A 16,196-nucleotide genomic window follows, 5' to 3' on the forward strand; every position below is an offset into this window, starting at 1 on the left:
GCCCCCGTCAGGGCAGACAGAAGCACCTTCGGCGCGCACCACAGGATTTACCACGCCCCCGGCGCGCACCGAAGGTGCGCTGCGTCGCTGACCTGCAACGATGACTTTCTGAGCCCCACAGGGTTACCGCCCTCCGCACGAAGTCCATGCCGAGTACGAGAAGTTGCGAATCGCCGCGTGAAATAAACGGTCAGAAGCCTGTCCGGAAAACGCGAGGCCCGTCAAAGAATCAGCAACCGGCCACCCGTCACGACGTCGGGCGAGTCCTCGCCACCGGCGAGGCGTTCAGCCGTCCCGCCCACCACTAAAGTCGGCACCAAGCTCCGCCGCGGCACCTGAAGTCCCGCCCGCTTGAAACGTCAGGAAGCCGACCAGGTTGGATGGCTCCATGGTGAGACGGAAGCGGGAGAAGAAGAGGCGACCTCTCTTCGGCATGCCGAAGGGCATCGTCCTGCTTGCGACGCCGGAAGGCTGGCGCCACAGTGTCCTCACCGTGGACGGCGGGACGCACTGCGGGCGCCTCACCGACGTTCCGATAAACGCCGGCCCAGCCGAGGCACGAGCCGCCTCGGCGGCCATGGTGGTGGTACTCGCGCACGACTTCCACGAAGCGCGCGTCGATGTGACCTGGGATCTGCCCCAGGAACCCGGGTCCTGGACCGCCCAGGTCACCGTTGCCGCGTCCGCGCCAAAACGGTAGGACAAGCTAAGCCCGGGGACTGGGAATCTGCTTCCATCCATCGATCGACTTGGTCACGAACATGACGCGATAGACCTCGCGGGTCCAGACGGTGGCGCCTTCCCCGTGTTCGGGGAGTTCCTCGAACGCCTCTTCCTCCGAGTCGTAACTGTATTTTCGACCCTTCGCGTCTTTGATCATCCACTCTCTGCTCGGCAGACCTGCGAGCCCCATGGCCATAGTGATCACCCTCCCTCTCGATGTGGGCGCGAGCGTAGCTGCTGCTGGACGTATCGATGTCCGAGGGGTTGATCGTGGAATCGGTGGGCGAGCCGCACGTTGTCCGGGGGTGCGCAAGCCGCCTACGCACCCGTCTCGGATCTCCCTGACCTGTGGATTGCCTGACGTCGTGGGCAGCGCCAGCACTTCCCGATGGCGAGTGATCAATTCAACCTAATTTGTGGGGGCTGCCCATCATCTGGCCTGCGACGATTCCATGGAGCGTGATCATCGTCACTCTTGACCGTGGCATGCACTGATCAGAAGACTTGACGGATCTGTGGGTAATCCGTGAACTTTCTGGGGTGTAGCTGTGGGGGAACGGGGGGCGGCGCCATCGGCGTCGCAGATGGTGTGCGGTCGTGGCGATGGCATCTGTTGTCGCAGGGCTGGCAGCGGTAGAACCGGCCTTGGCCGCACCGCAGCAGATAGCGAGATCCGCAGCATCACAGCCCAAGAGTCCGGAAGTAGCGGCGTCCGCAGCCGCAGTCGCATCGGGAGACCGGGTCGAGGTCACGGCGCAGCGCACCGAGACGTCGCAGGTTTTTGCCAATCCTGATGGCACGTTCACGCAGGAGACGAATGCGGCGCCGGTCCGGGCCCGTCGGGCTGACGGTTCGTGGGCGGCGATCGACACGACCTTGGAGGCGTCGGGCGACGGCAGTATCTGTGCCAAGTCGACTGCGACGGATATGACGTTCTCCGGGGGTGGCCAGAAGAACTTGGTCACTCTGACGCAGGGCGGGAAATCGTTGTCACTTGCATGGCCCTCGGTCCTTCCGAAGCCTGCTGTGTCGGGAAGTTCCGCTACGTATCCGGATGTGCTGCCTGGGGTGGATCTCAAGGTCACCGCGCTCGGTACCGGTTTCTCCCAGGTACTGATCGTCAAGGACGCTACGGCTGCTGCCAATCCCGCCCTGGACCGGCTGGAGATGTCGGTTGCGGCGCAGGGTCTGCAGATCGAGCCGGGCCGCGATGTCGGTGGTCGAGCCGCCCCAAGGCTGTTGATCTGATGGTCGACCGGAACGTCTCCTACGGCCGGGGCAGCCTGTGCAGCCCCTCGCAGCCGGCGGACTGGGTGCGCTCAGCGACAACGTGGCTCAGGAGAGCAACGAGAACCTGACGACCACGGTGCGGGATCACGTGGACCAGCAGAAGCCGCAGATCACGTTCTCGCTCACCGCGCACGACGAGACCTCCACCGCATCGTGGGCCCGCTTCCGCGACGACGCCGAGCTCTCGGTCACCTACATCTCCAAGCCCGCTGTGCCGACACCGGTAGGCGTGCAGCAGGGGACGACGGGTTCGGTGTGCAACGCCTCGACCCAGCCGTTCGCGACAAGCGCCACCAAGCCGAAGATGTACGCGACCGTCCAGTCCGCCGACGGCGCCAACGCCCAACTGTGCGGCCAGTTCGAGGTGTGGAAGGCCGACGGCTCGGCCAAGGTGTGGGATGCGGACTCGCCCTCCAGCGAGTGGGTGGCCGACAACGCCAAGCAGGACGCGACGACCAGTGGGGGCGCCGGTGGCGGTGCCGCTGATGAGCTGACAGCGGCCCAAGGAACGCGTGCGGCCTGGTGCCGTTCTGGCGCCAGGCCTCATGGGTGGTGATCGAGCAGTGACGGGGTGATGGACTGCTCGTCGGGTAGGTACCCGAGTCGCTCGGTGGTGGTGCGCGGCTGGGCGAAGCGTGTACGGGACGAGTCCGGTGCGGACGCGCTCTCGTGACTCAGGCGTCGGGGATGTCCGCCTTGGCGCGGATCAGGGTCTCTCTGCTCACGATGACAATGCGCTCGTAGTCGGCACGGGAGGCATCGGCGGGGAGCTCATGATCAAGAGCCTCGGTGGCCTCGGTACCGATGACGGCGAAATTACCGTCGCTCAGTTCGAACACGTCCGGGCAACTGGTTCCCGTAGCACTGCCACGGACGCTCGGCGGCACACCGATGCGGCGCACAATTTTCAAAGATACCGGTCCTTAGTCAGGGAGATTGACACAGTGATCGGCAGCACGTTACTGGTGCGAGTGGTGCGCACGTGGCCAGTTGAAAAAAGGCCAACTGCTCGTGTCGCCCTGCTCGAACCATCGACAGGGTGTCCTGATCACGGCCCGGGAGGGTTGCCCACCACCCACCACTCGTCCGTGTCGGCCTCGTCCAGGTCCTTGAGCAGGCCGTCGACCATGCGTCCGATCTTGGCCTCTTCCGACCCGCCCTTCAGCGAGGCGCGGGTGCCCTTTGAGGCCTCCCAGTACTCCCGCAGGACGGGGCTTTGGAAGAGTTCGCGCAGATGCCCGTACAACTCTTCCTGGTCCAGGATCCCCGCGCGGTAGAGGTGGTACAGATTGGCGTACCAGGCGTTGGCGTAAAAGTACTGACGCCTCTTGGCCGCCGGGATGTCCCTGTCATAGGTATCGATCACCTCGGCGAGAGCGGGGTCGTCGATGGCCTTGGACAGCAACTCCCAGTGCATGCGCTGTTGGTGGGCCAGAGCCCGTCGCCGCGCGGACAGTTCCTCAAGCTCCAACCGCCGCACCTGCAGGCGGGCCTCTTCGAGTCGTCGCTGACGCGAGGCGAGGTTCAACGTAGCGGTGGCGAGCATCAAGCCCGCAGCCACAGTGCCCAGCCCTCGTACACCCTTGTTCCGTGTGGCCATGTCAACAACCCCCGAATCAGGCGGCCGTCCGCCGGCCGTCGGGTGCGGGTTGGTGAAGACGGGGACCGGCGAGCGATGGGCGGCGCTTGCCGTCTCCCAGAGTGCCGAGCGGCTCTGATCGGCAGGGAGGCGGAGAGGAGGCGCACGGAGGGAAGCGAGGGTCGCACGAACCGGCGCCTTCCCCAACGTGTGCCCCGCAAGGCGTGCTAACAATCGTTCACTTCGCGGCGATTCTTCCGGCTCGTATCCTGGGGCGGCATTCAACCTCCGTACGTGCACCCGACCGCGATCCGGTGCACGCGTCGGCGTGAAAGAGGTCGCACGTTGAGCCCGCAGAACCCGAGCGCACACCCGAGCCCGAGCGAAAGCGGGACACCGGTTCCAAGCCCCCCGCAGATCCCCGTCGTCGTCCTCGCCGGATTCCTCGGCTCCGGCAAGACGACCCTGCTCAACCACCTCCTGCACCGCAGCGGAGGCAGCCGTATCGGCGCCATCGTCAACGACTTCGGGGCGATCGAGATCGACGCGCTGGCCGTGGCCGGGGCCCTCGGCGACTCGACCGTCTCGCTCGGCAACGGGTGTCTGTGCTGCGCCGTCGACGTCAGTGAACTCGACGTCTATCTGGAGCGGCTCGCCCACCCCTCCACCCGTATCGACGTCATCGTCATCGAGGCCAGCGGACTCGCCGAACCGGAGGAACTGGTGCGCATGTTGCTCGCCAGCGAACACCCGGGGATCGTCTACGGCGGACTCGTCGAGGTCGTCGACGCCGCCGAGTTCGACGACACCCGCGCGAAGCATCCCGAGATCGACCGGCATCTCTCCCTCGCCGACCTGGTCGTCGTCAACAAGCTCGACCGGGCGGCAGCCGATGCCCCGCGCGTCCTCGGACTTGTCAGCTCCCTCACCGACCGGGCCGCCGTGGTGCCCGCCACCTACGGCCGTATCGACCCGGAGTTCCTCTTCGACTGCAGGCCCAGCGAGGAGCGCGTCGGGCAGTTGACCTTCGACGACCTGCACGAGCACACCGGCGACGAGCACGACCATGCGGGCCATCTGCACACCGCCTACGACAGCCTCTCCTTCGCCTCCGACGTGCCCATGGATCCGCGCGGGCTGATGGGGTTCCTGGACAGCAGGCCCGAGGGGCTCTACCGGATCAAGGGGTACGTCGACTTCGGCGCCCACGATCCCCGCAACCGGTACGCCGTGCACGCCGTAGGACGGTTCCTGCGGTTCTATCCCGAGCCCTGGGCGAGCGGAGACGCCCGGCTCACGCAGCTCGTGCTGATCGGCACCGGTCTCGAACTGGCCGCGCTCGGCAAGGAGTTGGAGGCGTGCCAGGACGGCGACGCCCCACACGCCGACGAGCACGGCATGTGGGGCGTCCTGCGTTACGTACAAGAACCGGAGGATCAGGAACCGGAATCCGAGGTGGAGTTTGATCCCTACTCGGAACCCTAGGGCCCGAGGGCGCCGGCTACACCGGCCCCGCCACCACCGACACCGTCTTCGGCAGGGACACGCCCGAGCCGTCGCGGCGCGGGTCCATCTCCGGGAGTTCGGCCGGGGTGCCGTCCCGCTGTGCGGCCCTGGCCGGTACGGCGCCCGCCCAGGCCAGGGACAGGCAGTCCTCGCCCTTCAGGAAGCGCTGGCAGCGGACGCCGCCGGTCGCACGGCCCTTGCGGGGGTACTGGTCGAACGGGGTCAGCTTGGCCGTCGTCTGGACGGAGTCGTCCAGCGTGCCGCGCGAGCCCGCGACCGTGAAGACGACCGCGTCCACGGCCGGGTCGACCGCCGCGAACGAGATGACCTTCGCGCCGTCCGTGAGCTTGATGCCCGCCATACCGCCGGCCGGGCGGCCTTGCGGGCGCACCTGGGAGGCCTGGTAGCGCAGGAGTTGGGCGTCGTCCGTGATGAAGACGAGGTCCTCCTCGCCGGTGCGCAATTCGATCGCGCCGACGATCCGGTCGCCGTCCTTGAGCGTGATGACCTCCAACTCCTCCTTGTTCGTGGGGTAGTCGGGGACCACGCGCTTGACAACGCCCTGCTCCGTGCCGATGGCCAGGCCGGGGGAGGACTCGTCGAGGGTGGTCAGGCAGACGACCGTCTCGCCCTCGTCCAGGGAGACGAACTCCGAGACCGGCGCGCCACCGGAGAGGTTCGGCGCGGACGCCGTCTCCGGGAGCTGGGGCAGGTCGACGACGTTGATGCGCAGCAGGCGGCCGGCCGAGGTGACCGCGCCCAGCTCGCCGCGGGCCGTGGCCGGGACCGCCGAGACGATCACGTCGTGCTTGACGCGCCGGGCCTCGGCGTCCTCCGGGAAGGGCTCGCCGTTCGCCGTGCGGGCCAGCAGACCCGTCGAGGAGAGCAGCACACGGCACGGGTCGTCGGCCACCTGGAGCGGCACCGTGGCGTCGGGGGCGCCCGCCGACTCCAGCAGGACCGTACGCCGGTCGGTGCCGAACTTCTTGGCCACCGCGGCCAGTTCGGTCGAGACCAGCTTGCGCAGCTCGGTGTCCGACTCCAGGATGCGGCTCAGCTCGGCGATCTCCGCGGTGAGGCGCTCCATCTCCGACTCCAGCTCGATCCGGTCGAACCGGGTGAGCCGGCGCAGCGGCGTGTCCAGGATGTACTGCGTCTGGATGTCCGACAGGGAGAAGCGCTCCATCAGACTCTGCTTCGCCTGCGCGGAGTTGTCGCTGGAGCGGATGATCCGGATGACCTCGTCGATGTCGACGAGCGCCGTGAGCAGGCCCTCCACCAGGTGCAGGCGGTCGCGCCGCTTGGTGCGGCGGAACTCGCTGCGCCGCCGTACGACGTCGAAGCGGTGGTCGAGATAGACCTCCAGGAGTTCCTTGAGGCCCAGCGTGAGGGGCTGGCCGTCCACCAGCGCCACGTTGTTGATGCCGAAGGACTCCTCCATCGGCGTCAGTTTGTAGAGCTGCTCCAGGACCGCTTCCGGGACGAAGCCGTTCTTGATCTCGATGACCAGGCGCAGGCCGTGCGCGCGGTCGGTGAGGTCCTTGACGTCGGCGATGCCCTGCAGCTTCTTCGCACCGACCAGGTCCTTGATCTTGGCGATCACTTTCTCCGGGCCCACGGAGAAGGGGAGTTCGGTGACGACGAGGCCCTTGCGGCGCGCCGTCACGTTGTCCACGGCGACGGTGGCGCGGATCTTGAACGTGCCGCGGCCCGTCTCGTACGCGTCCCGGATGCCGCTCAGGCCGACGATCCGGCCGCCCGTCGGCAGGTCGGGGCCGGGGACGTGGCGCATCAGGGTGTCGAGGTCCGCGTTCGGATAGCGGATCAGATGGCGGGCCGCCGCGATGACTTCGCCCAGGTTGTGCGGCGGCATGTTGGTGGCCATGCCGACGGCGATGCCCGACGAGCCGTTCACCAGGAGGTTCGGGAAGGCGGCGGGCAGGGCCACCGGCTCCCGCTCCTGGCCGTCGTAGTTCGGGGCGAAGTCGACCGTGTCCTCGTCGATCGACTCGGTCATCAGGTTCGCGGCCTCGGACGGCCGGCACTCGGTGTACCGCATGGCGGCGGGCGGGTCGTCGTTGCCCAGCGAGCCGAAGTTGCCGTGGCCGTCGGCCAGGGGGACGCGCATGGAGAAGGGCTGGGCCATGCGCACCAGGGCGTCGTAGATCGAGGCGTCGCCGTGCGGGTGCAGCTTGCCCATGACCTCGCCGACGACACGCGCGCACTTCACATAGCCGCGGTCGGGGCGAAGGCCCATCTCGTCCATCTGGTAGACGATCCGGCGGTGGACCGGCTTCAGGCCGTCCCGGGCGTCCGGCAGGGCCCGGGAGTAGATGACCGAGTAGGCGTACTCAAGGTAGGAGCCCTGCATCTCGTCGACGACGTCGATGTCGAGGATCCGCTCCTCGAACGAGTCGTCGGGCGGCGGGGTCTTCGTGCTGCGGCGGGCCATCGCTGCCGGCTCCTCTTTTCTGGTCGCTCGCCTGGGGGTCGCTCCCCTTCGGCTCACTCTTGCTGAAGCGTGAACGGGGTCTTGACGTGAACCATTGTGGACCGCGGCACTGACAACGCGGACCAGGACCCGGCGTTGGCCGCTCGGCTCCGTCACCGACGGCTGCCGCGTGGGTCCACGTGTGCGACTGCCCGCAGGCTACGCGATCTCGCTCTCGGCGTACGTCCGCCGGGAACTTCGCCGACGGTCCGCACGCTTGCATACAGTGGCGGGACGAGCAGGATTTCTGCGGTTCCAGCCAGAGAATCCGCGATCGAAGGGACGTACATGCCCATGGGTCACACGGCCACCGCCGAGGCAGGGTCCGGCGGTCTGACAGCGACCGAACACCGTTTGGCCAACGGTCTGCGCGTGGTGCTCTCCGAGGACCACCTGACCCCGGTCGCGGCGGTGTGCCTCTGGTACGACGTCGGTTCCCGCCACGAGGTCAAGGGGCGTACCGGCCTGGCTCACCTCTTCGAGCACCTGATGTTCCAGGGCTCCGGACAGGTGAAGGGCAACGGCCACTTCGAACTGGTGCAGGGCGCGGGCGGTTCGCTCAACGGCACCACCAGTTTCGAACGCACCAACTACTTCGAGACCATGCCCACCCACCAGTTGGAGCTCGCCCTCTGGCTGGAGGCCGACCGCATGGGCTCCCTGCTCGCCGCTCTGGACGACGAGTCGATGGAGAACCAGCGGGACGTCGTCAAGAACGAGCGCCGCCAGCGCTACGACAACGTGCCCTACGGGACGGCCTTCGAGAAGCTGACCGCCCTCGCCTACCCGGAGGGCCACCCCTACCACCACACGCCCATCGGCTCGATGGCGGACCTGGACGCGGCCACCCTGGAGGACGCGCGCGCGTTCTTCCGCACCTACTACGCGCCCAACAACGCCGTGCTGTCCGTGGTCGGCGACATCGACCCCGAGCAGACGCTCGCCTGGATCGAGAAGTACTTCGGGTCCATCGCTGCGCACGACGGCAAGCCCACACCCCGTGACGGCTCACTGCCCGACACGATGGGCGGCGAACTGCGCGAGATCGTCGAGGAGGAGGTCCCGGCCCGCGCCCTGATGTGCGCCTACCGGCTCCCGGAGGACGGCACGCGCGCGTCCGACGCGGCCGACCTCGCCCTCACCATCCTCGGCGGCGGCGAGTCCTCGCTCCTCTACAACCGCCTCGTACGACGCGACCGTACGGCCGTCGCCGCCGGCTTCGGTCTGCTGCGGCTGGCCGGAGCACCCTCCCTGGGGTGGCTGGACGTCAAGACGTCCGGGGACGTCGAGGTGCCCGTCATCGAGGCCGCCATCGACGAGGAGCTCGCCCGGTTCGCCGCGGAGGGCCCCACGGCCGAGGAAATGGAGCGCGCCCAGGCCCAGTTGGAGCGCGAGTGGCTGGACCGGCTGGGCACGGTCGCGGGCCGCGCGGACGAACTGTGCCGGTACGCCGTCCTGTTCGGTGACCCGCAGCTCGCCCTGACCGCCGTACAGCGCGTCCTGGACGTGACGGCGGAGGAGGTCCAGGAGGTCGCCAAGGCGCGCCTGCGGCCCGACAACCGCGCGGTGCTCGTCTACGAGCCGATCGCGGACGAGGATGCCGACGACGAAGCAGCAGCGGCCGAGGCCGGCGACGAGAACGAGGAGGCGGCCAAGTGACCGAGCTCGCCACGATGGAATTCCACCCGCAGCCCCAGGCGGGCGAGGCCAGGCCGTGGGCCTTCCCGGCGCCCGAGCGCGCGACGCTCGGCAACGGCCTGACCGTGCTGCGCTGCCACCGCCCCGGCCAGCAGGTCGTCGCCGTCGAGGTGCTCCTCGACGCGCCCCTGGAGGCCGAACCGGCCGGTCTGGACGGTGTCGCCACGATCACCGCACGTGCCTTCTCCGAGGGCACCGACAAGCACTCCGCCGAGGAGTTCGCCGCCGAGCTGGAGCGCTCCGGCGCCACCCTCGACGCGCACGCCGACCACCCCGGCATCCGGCTGAGCCTGGAGGTCCCGGCCTCGCGCCTGGCCAAGGGTCTCGGCCTGCTGTCGGACGCCCTCAGGGCGCCCGCCTTCGCCGACAGCGAGGTCGAGCGGCTGGTCCGCAACCGCCTCGACGAGATCCCGCACGAGACGGCCAACCCGTCCCGCCGCGCGGCCAAGGAGCTCGCCAAGGAGCTGTTCCCGGCGAGCGCGCGCATGTCGCGCCCGCGCCAGGGGACCGAGGAGACCGTCCAGAAGATCGACTCCGGGGCCGTACGCGCCTTCTACGACCGGCATGTCCGCCCCGCGACCGCCACCGTCGTGGTCGTCGGTGACCTCACCGGCATCGACCTGGACGCGCTGCTGGCCGACACCCTTGGCTCATGGACCGGCCCCGCCGGCCAGCCGCGCCCCGTGCCGCCGGTGACCGCCGACGACACCGGGCGGGTCGTGATCGTGCACCGGCCCGGCGCCGTCCAGACGCAGCTGCTCATCGGCCGCGTCGGAGCCGACCGGCACGACCGCGTGTGGCCGGCCCAGGTGCTCGGCACGTACTGCCTCGGCGGCACCCTCACCTCCCGCCTGGACCGCGTCCTGCGCGAGGAGAAGGGCTACACCTACGGTGTGCGGGCGTTCGGCCAGGTGCTGCGCTCGGCACCGGACGGCACGGGCGCGTCGATGCTCGCCATCAGCGGCTCCGTGGACACCCCGAACACGGGTCCGGCCCTGGACGACCTGTGGACGGTGCTGCGCAAGCTCGCCGAGGGCGGACTCACCGACGCCGAGCGGGACATCGCCGTGCAGAACCTCGTCGGGGTGGCGCCGCTCAAGTACGAGACCGCCGCCGCCGTGGCGAGCACGCTGGCCGACCAGGTCGAGCAGCACCTGCCCGACGACTACCAGGCGACGCTGTACCAGCAGCTCGCCGCGACCGGCACCGTGGAGGCCACCGCGGCGGTCGTCAACGCCTTCCCGGTGGACCGTCTGGTGACGATCCTCGTCGGCGACGCGGAGCAGATCAAGGAGCCCGTCGAGGCCCTCGGCATCGGCGAAGTGACCGTCGTTCCGGCGGAGTAGACGCAGTAGCGGCACGCGCGTGGGGGAGCCCTGGTGACTGAAGCGTCACCAGGGCTCCCTATTGTCCGAATTGGGGGAGAGGTTGCCCGTCTGCCCTGTGGCATGCGCAACAAAACCCGTGATCCGTTTGGGGATTGAAAGTGGCCCCCCTTAGCGTCGGTCCGGCTGTCCGTCAGGCACCGCGCCGCACTCGCGGCACCGGACAGTCATCGCCGAGTCCCCGTACGGCGCGAGCCAGGGGAGCCGGGGACCCACATGAGTCCCTGGGGTGAATCGGACGCCCGCGCGCGTGGCGGGGGAGTCCGTAGGAGACCTTCCTGCTCCGAACCCGTCAGCTAACCCGGTAGGCGAGAAGGAAGGAAAGGACCAGCCACTTCATGGCGTTCACCCGCGCCACCGGGAAGCACCGTCGCCCGAGCCGGACCCACCGCACCACCGTTCGCGCCGCGAGTGTCGCGGCTCTCGCCACCTCCGGCGTCGTAGGCACCCTGGCCGCCGCCCCGGCGTTCGCCGCGGAGCCCGCCCCCGAACAGACCGGCCTCACGCCCGTCGTCGCCATCGGCGACTCCGTGGCCGAGAAGATCGACGCCCAGGCCGTCGCCCAGAGGCAGGCCGCCGCCGAGACGCTCGCCGAGGAGACCGCCCGCGCCAAGGCCGCCGCCCAGGCCGAGGCGGCCCGTGAGGCCCAGGCGCGCGCCGCCCGCGAGGCCGAGCGCAAGAGGCTCAACACCTTCGTCGCGCCGGTCGCCAACTCCTATGTGTCCACCGGTTACAAGACCGGCGGCTCCCTGTGGTCCTCCGGCGCCCACACGGGCATCGACTTCCACGCCTCGACCGGTACCAGCGTCCACGCGGTGGGCTCCGGAACCGTCGTCGAGGCCGGCTGGGGCGGCTCGTACGGCAACGAAGTCGTGATCAGGATGGCCGACGGCATGTACACCATGTACGGCCACCTGTCGTCCATCGGTGTCTCCGTCGGCCAGAAGGTCACCCCGGGCCAGCAGATCGGTCTCTCCGGGGCCACCGGCAACGTCACCGGACCGCACCTCCACTTCGAGGCCCGCACGACCGCCGAGTACGGCTCCGACGTCGACCCCGTCGCCTACCTCCGCAAGCACGGCGTCAACGTCTGACGAGGTACTACCGCACTTCCCGGAGCCCCGGCCCGCAGGCCGGGGCTTTCGGCGTTTCCGGACCCCTTCTGTCCAAAAAATATCCATGGATTCCGGTCCGCCATCGGAAATTCCCGCTGATTGCAATAGAGTCACGGAACACACGTCAATCGTCGACGTTTCACGGGGATTAAGGCGGAGGTCGGACATGCGTATTCCGGCGCACTCGGTATGCACGGCGATCCGGGACGACATCGTCGCCGGTGTCTACGAGCGCGGCGGCCGGCTCACGGAGGAACTCCTCGCGCGCCGGTACGGCGTCTCGCGCGTCCCCGTGCGGGAGGCCCTGCGCACGCTGGAGGCGGAGGGGTTCGTGGTGACCCGGCGGCACGCGGGCGCGTGCGTCGCGGAACCGACCGAGCAGGAGGCCGCCGACCTGCTGGAGATGCGGATGCTGCTGGAGCCGCTCGGCGCCTCGCGGGCCGCCCAGCGGCGCACCGAGGCCCACCTCAAGGTGCTCCGCGGCCTCGTCAGGCTGGGCCAGGAGCGCGCCAGGAGGGGCAACAGCGAGGATCTGCGCTCCTTGGGCAGCTGGTTCCACGAGACGCTGGCCCAGGCCTCCGGAAGCCCCGCCCTGACCTCGATGCTGACCCAGCTGCGGCACAAGATCGCCTGGATGTACGTGGTGGACGCGCCGGCCAACCCCGTGGAGTCCTGGGCGGAGCACGGGGCGATCGTGGACGCAGTGGCGCGCGGCGACGCCGAGCGCGCGCGGGCGATCACCGCCCTGCACACCGAGCGCGCGGGCACCGCGCACCGGCTGCGCTTTCCCGGCGGCGCGAACGGCACGGACCGTGTGAGGACTTCGCAACCTCCCGTAAACATGTCGGGTCTCCGGCATTAACACGGGCGCCGTATACAAAGAGAGCGTAATTCGCGGGGGATTATTTCTGCTGCCCGCAAATGGAATTGCGAAGGGCTCGCCCGGTAATTCGGACGAGCCCTTCGAGGTTGCGGCACATCGGTTTTGCGGCGAAAACACCGCAACCATCAATTGCGGGTTGTTCAGACGGTCTCGGGAAGTTCCTCGAGACCCTCCGCGACCAGCTTCGCCAGCCGGTCGAGGGCCGCGTCCGCGCCCTCGGCGTCCGAGGCGAGGACGATCTCCTCGCCGCCCTGGGCGCCCAGGCCCAGGACCGCGAGCATGGAGGCCGCGTTGACGGGGTTGCCGTCGGCCTTGGCGATCGTCACGGGGATACCTGCGGCCGTGGTGGCCCGGACGAAGATGGAGGCGGGGCGGGCGTGAAGGCCCTCCGCCCAGCCGACGTTGACGCGGCGCTCAGCCATGTGATGCTGCCCTTCAGAGTCTCAGGGTTGTCTAGACCAGTTTCCCACACGTGAAGCGAGCCCGGAGCGGCCCCGTGGACCGTCCGGAGAAGGGTGTCGGACCGCGGCCTCGGTCCCACTTCCCCTCGCTGCTTTTCCCCACAGACTGCCTCGCGCCGTTGTCGGACGCGAGCCGTACGCTGGGGCCCATGCAGACCTCGTCGGACCGGCACGAGTACCCCGCCCACTGGGAAGCCGACGTCGTGCTGCGCGACGGAGGTACCGCGCGCGTCAGGCCCATCACCGTCGACGACGCCGATCGCCTGGTCAGCTTCTACGAGCAGGTCTCCGACGAGTCGAAGTACTACCGCTTCTTCGCGCCGTACCCTCGCCTGTCCGCCAAGGATGTCCACCGCTTCACGCACCACGACTTTGTGGACCGGGTGGGACTCGCGGCCACCGTCGGCGGCGAGTTCATCGCCACCGTACGCTATGACCGCATTAGTGCCGACGGGCGTCCCGCGTCCGCCCCCGCCGACGAGGCCGAGGTCGCCTTCCTCGTGCAGGACGCGCACCAGGGCAGGGGTGTCGCCTCCGCCCTCCTGGAGCACATCGCGGCCGTCGCCCGCGAGCGCGGCATCCGCCGCTTCGCCGCCGAGGTACTGCCCGCCAACAACAAGATGATCAAGGTGTTCACGGACGCCGGCTACACCCAGAAGCGCAGCTTCGAGGACGGCGTCGTACGCCTGGAGTTCGATCTCGAACCCACCGACAAGTCCCTCGCCGTGCAGCGCGCGCGGGAGCAGCGCGCCGAAGCGCGGTCCGTACGACGGCTGCTGGGGCCCGGCTCGGTCGCCGTCGTCGGCGTCGGACGTACCCCGGGAGGGGTGGGCCGCAGCGTCCTCGACAACATCAGGGACGCCGGGTTCACCGGCGGCCTGTACGCCGTGAACAAGGCCTTCCCGGAAGAGCAGAAGGAACTCGACGGGGTGCCGGCGTACCGCTCGGTGCGCGACATCGAAGGCCCCGTCGACCTCGCGGTCGTCGCCGTCCCGGTCGAACACGTCCCCCAGGTCGTCACCGAGTGCGGCGAACACGGGGTGCAGGGGCTCGTCGTGGTCACCGCCGGCTACGCCGAAAGCGGCCCCGAGGGACGCGAGCGTCAGCGCGAACTCGTCCGGCACGCGCGCACGTACGGCATGCGGATCATCGGGCCGAACGCCTTCGGGGTCATCAACACCGCCGCAGACGTACGGCTGAACGCGTCCCTCGCCCCCGAGATGCCGCGACCCGGACGCATCGGACTGTTCGCCCAGTCCGGCGCCATCGGTATCGCCCTGCTCTCCCGGCTGCACCGTCGCGGCGGCGGCGTCACCGGTGTCACGGGCGTCTCCACGTTCGTGTCGTCCGGCAACCGCGCGGACGTGTCCGGCAACGACGTCCTCCAGTACTGGTATGACGACCCCGACACCGACGTCGCCCTCATGTACCTGGAGTCCATCGGCAACCCCCGCAAGTTCACCCGTCTCGCCCGGCGCACCGCGGCGGCGAAGCCGCTGGTCGTGGTCCAGGGCGCCGGATCCGCCCCCCAGGGGCACGCCGTACGCGCGACACGCCTGCCGCACGCCACGGTGTCCGCGCTGCTGCGACAGGCCGGCGTGATCCGCGTCGAGACGATCACCGAACTCGTCGACACGGGGCTGCTGCTCGCGCGCCAGCCGCTGCCCGGCGGGCCACGGGTGGCGATCGTCGGGAACTCCGAGTCACTGGGACTGCTGACGTACGACGCGTGCCTCTCCGAGGGGCTGCGGCCGACGCCGCCGGTGGATCTGACGACGGCGGCGACAGCGGCGGACTTCCACCGGGCGCTGTCGGGGGCACTGGCCGACGACTCCTGCGATGCGGTGGTCGTGACCGCGATACCCACCGTGGGGGAGGGGCCGGAGGAGGACGCGGCGCTGGCGGAGGCGCTGCGGTCGGCGGCCGAGGCTGTTCCCGGGAAGCCGGTGCTCGTGGTGCACGTGGAACTCGGGGGACTCGCCGCGGCGCTGTCGGCCGCGATGAGTACGGCACCGCGGGCCGTTTCGAAACGGGGCGACACCCCCCGACCTGCGGACCGACCGTCCAACGCGGTGCAGACCCCCGAAGGCGTCGGCCTCATCCCCGCCTACCCCGCCGCCGAACGCGCGGTCCGTGCCCTCGCCGAAGCCGTGAAGTACGCCCAGTGGCGGCGCGAGGCCGTCGATCCCGGCCGGGTGCCCGAGTACGAGGACATCGACGAGAAGGGGGCCGCCGGGCTGATCGGCGGACTGCTCGCGCGCGGGCAGGGCCTCACACTCGGCGTCGACGAGACCTGCGAACTGCTCGGCATGTACGGCGTCGATGTCCACCGCGCGCTGCCCGCACCCACCCCCGAGGCCGCCGCAGAGGCCGCCCGCACCCTCGGCTACCCGGTCGCCCTCAAGGCCACCGCCCCGCACCTCAGACACCGCGCCGACCTGGGCGGCGTACGCCTGGATCTCGCGGACGAGGAGCAACTGCGGCGGGCGTACGCCGAGTTGGGCGAGCTGTTCGGCAGCCCGGAGGAGCTGCGGCCGGTGGTGCAGCGGATGGCGCCGCGCGGGGTCGACACCGTCGTACGGGCCGTCATCGATCCGGCGGCGGGAGCCGTGCTGTCGTTCGGGCTCGCCGGAGCCGCCTCGCAACTGCTCGGGGACACCGCGCACCGGCTCATTCCGGTCACGGACCGGGAGGCCGGTTCGCTGATCCGGTCGATCCGGACGGCACCCCTCCTGTTCGGCTGGCGCGGCTCGACCCCCGTCGACACGCCTGCACTGGAGGAGCTGCTGCTGCGGGTGTCGCGGCTGGTCGACGACCACCCCGAGGTGGTCGCGGTGACCCTGGAGCCGGTCGTCGTGGCCGCGCACGGCCTGAGCGTGCTCGGCGCCTCCGTCCGCCTGGCCCGACCGCCGGTCCGCGACGACCTCGGCCCGAGGACGCTTCCCGTGTACTGACGGGCGCCTTCCGCGCACCGGCGGACGCTTCCCGTGCTGACCCCGGGTACTGAGACGGCTGTGACAGGACCGTGCTCGGCGGTGCCTCGCAGTCAGTGGGCCACCGTAGGA

Annotated in this window: 14 protein-coding genes and 1 riboswitch; of the genes, 9 read left to right on the forward strand and 5 right to left on the reverse strand. The window is 69.5% G+C overall.

The genetic code is table 11. The features are described 5' to 3' along the window. Positions 1-388 precede the first annotated feature (388 nt). Positions 389-700 carry a hypothetical protein gene (locus tag AB0I51_RS45620; RefSeq protein ID WP_362984969.1) on the forward strand — a complete coding sequence of 104 codons (312 nt, stop codon included), beginning with the start codon at positions 389-391 and terminating at the stop codon, positions 698-700. Between the two features lie 6 nt (positions 701-706). Here AB0I51_RS45620 and AB0I51_RS45625 read toward each other — a convergent pair whose 3' ends face one another. Then, complete coding sequence (locus AB0I51_RS45625) at positions 707-919, reverse strand: hypothetical protein (protein WP_362984971.1); 213 nt, start codon at positions 917-919, stop codon at positions 707-709. Between the two features lie 401 nt (positions 920-1,320). Here AB0I51_RS45625 and AB0I51_RS45630 point away from each other — a divergent pair, with 401 nt between their 5' ends. Together AB0I51_RS45630 and AB0I51_RS45635 are read left to right on the forward strand one after the other, a co-directional pair. After that, on the forward strand, positions 1,321-1,971 hold the full coding sequence (locus tag AB0I51_RS45630; RefSeq protein ID WP_362984973.1) for a hypothetical protein: 651 nt from the start codon (positions 1,321-1,323) through the stop codon (positions 1,969-1,971). 37 nt (positions 1,972-2,008) lie between these two features. Beyond that, the gene (locus tag AB0I51_RS45635; RefSeq protein ID WP_362984975.1) at positions 2,009-2,569 is read left to right on the forward strand and encodes a hypothetical protein; all 561 of its coding nucleotides are present in this window, start codon (positions 2,009-2,011) and stop codon (positions 2,567-2,569) included. A 118-nt stretch (positions 2,570-2,687) separates the two neighbouring features. Here AB0I51_RS45635 and AB0I51_RS45640 read toward each other — a convergent pair whose 3' ends face one another. After that, positions 2,688-2,924 (reverse strand): hypothetical protein, encoded by a 237-nt coding sequence (locus AB0I51_RS45640; RefSeq protein WP_201048181.1) that lies wholly within the window; start codon positions 2,922-2,924, stop codon positions 2,688-2,690. Positions 2,925-3,061: 137 nt separating this feature from the next. Then, positions 3,062-3,613, reverse strand: a complete 552-nt coding sequence (locus tag AB0I51_RS45645) for a DUF6082 family protein (protein ID WP_362984977.1) — start codon at positions 3,611-3,613, stop codon at positions 3,062-3,064. A 324-nt stretch (positions 3,614-3,937) separates the two neighbouring features. Between AB0I51_RS45645 and AB0I51_RS45650 the strand changes: the two genes are divergently transcribed. Next, on the forward strand, positions 3,938-5,077 hold the full coding sequence (locus tag AB0I51_RS45650; protein WP_362984979.1) for a GTP-binding protein: 1,140 nt from the start codon (positions 3,938-3,940) through the stop codon (positions 5,075-5,077). A gap of 16 nt (positions 5,078-5,093) precedes the next feature. On the opposite strand, the gene AB0I51_RS45655 is transcribed toward AB0I51_RS45650, so the two are convergent. After that, positions 5,094-7,550 (reverse strand): DNA topoisomerase IV subunit A, encoded by a 2,457-nt coding sequence (locus AB0I51_RS45655; protein ID WP_362984981.1) that lies wholly within the window; start codon positions 7,548-7,550, stop codon positions 5,094-5,096. A gap of 333 nt (positions 7,551-7,883) precedes the next feature. Between AB0I51_RS45655 and AB0I51_RS45660 the strand changes: the two genes are divergently transcribed. From AB0I51_RS45660 to AB0I51_RS45675, 4 genes are all read left to right on the forward strand, one after another. Beyond that, positions 7,884-9,248, forward strand: a complete 1,365-nt coding sequence (locus tag AB0I51_RS45660) for a pitrilysin family protein (protein WP_362985014.1) — start codon at positions 7,884-7,886, stop codon at positions 9,246-9,248. Continuing rightward, complete coding sequence (locus AB0I51_RS45665) at positions 9,245-10,633, forward strand: pitrilysin family protein (protein ID WP_362984983.1); 1,389 nt, start codon at positions 9,245-9,247, stop codon at positions 10,631-10,633. The genes AB0I51_RS45660 and AB0I51_RS45665 overlap by 4 nt, the downstream gene beginning before the upstream one ends. A 200-nt stretch (positions 10,634-10,833) precedes the next feature. Continuing rightward, positions 10,834-10,997: riboswitch (cyclic di-AMP (ydaO/yuaA leader) on the forward strand. Between the two features lie 13 nt (positions 10,998-11,010). Then, positions 11,011-11,766, forward strand: coding sequence for a M23 family metallopeptidase (locus AB0I51_RS45670; protein ID WP_362984985.1), 756 nt, complete (start codon positions 11,011-11,013; stop codon positions 11,764-11,766). A 187-nt stretch (positions 11,767-11,953) separates the two neighbouring features. Then, positions 11,954-12,649: a GntR family transcriptional regulator gene (locus AB0I51_RS45675; RefSeq protein WP_362984987.1), complete on the forward strand. Its 696-nt coding sequence runs from the start codon at positions 11,954-11,956 to the stop codon at positions 12,647-12,649. Positions 12,650-12,810: 161 nt separating this feature from the next. Here AB0I51_RS45675 and AB0I51_RS45680 read toward each other — a convergent pair whose 3' ends face one another. Continuing rightward, on the reverse strand, positions 12,811-13,092 hold the full coding sequence (locus tag AB0I51_RS45680) for an HPr family phosphocarrier protein (RefSeq protein ID WP_019072943.1): 282 nt from the start codon (positions 13,090-13,092) through the stop codon (positions 12,811-12,813). A gap of 188 nt (positions 13,093-13,280) precedes the next feature. On the opposite strand from AB0I51_RS45680, the gene AB0I51_RS45685 reads away from it, so the two are divergent. Next, positions 13,281-16,085 carry a GNAT family N-acetyltransferase gene (locus AB0I51_RS45685; RefSeq protein ID WP_362984989.1) on the forward strand — a complete coding sequence of 935 codons (2,805 nt, stop codon included), beginning with the start codon at positions 13,281-13,283 and terminating at the stop codon, positions 16,083-16,085. Positions 16,086-16,196 lie beyond the last annotated feature (111 nt).

The sequence above is a fragment of the Streptomyces sp. NPDC050549 genome, from assembly GCF_040655035.1.
GTDB lineage: Bacteria > Actinomycetota > Actinomycetes > Streptomycetales > Streptomycetaceae > Streptomyces.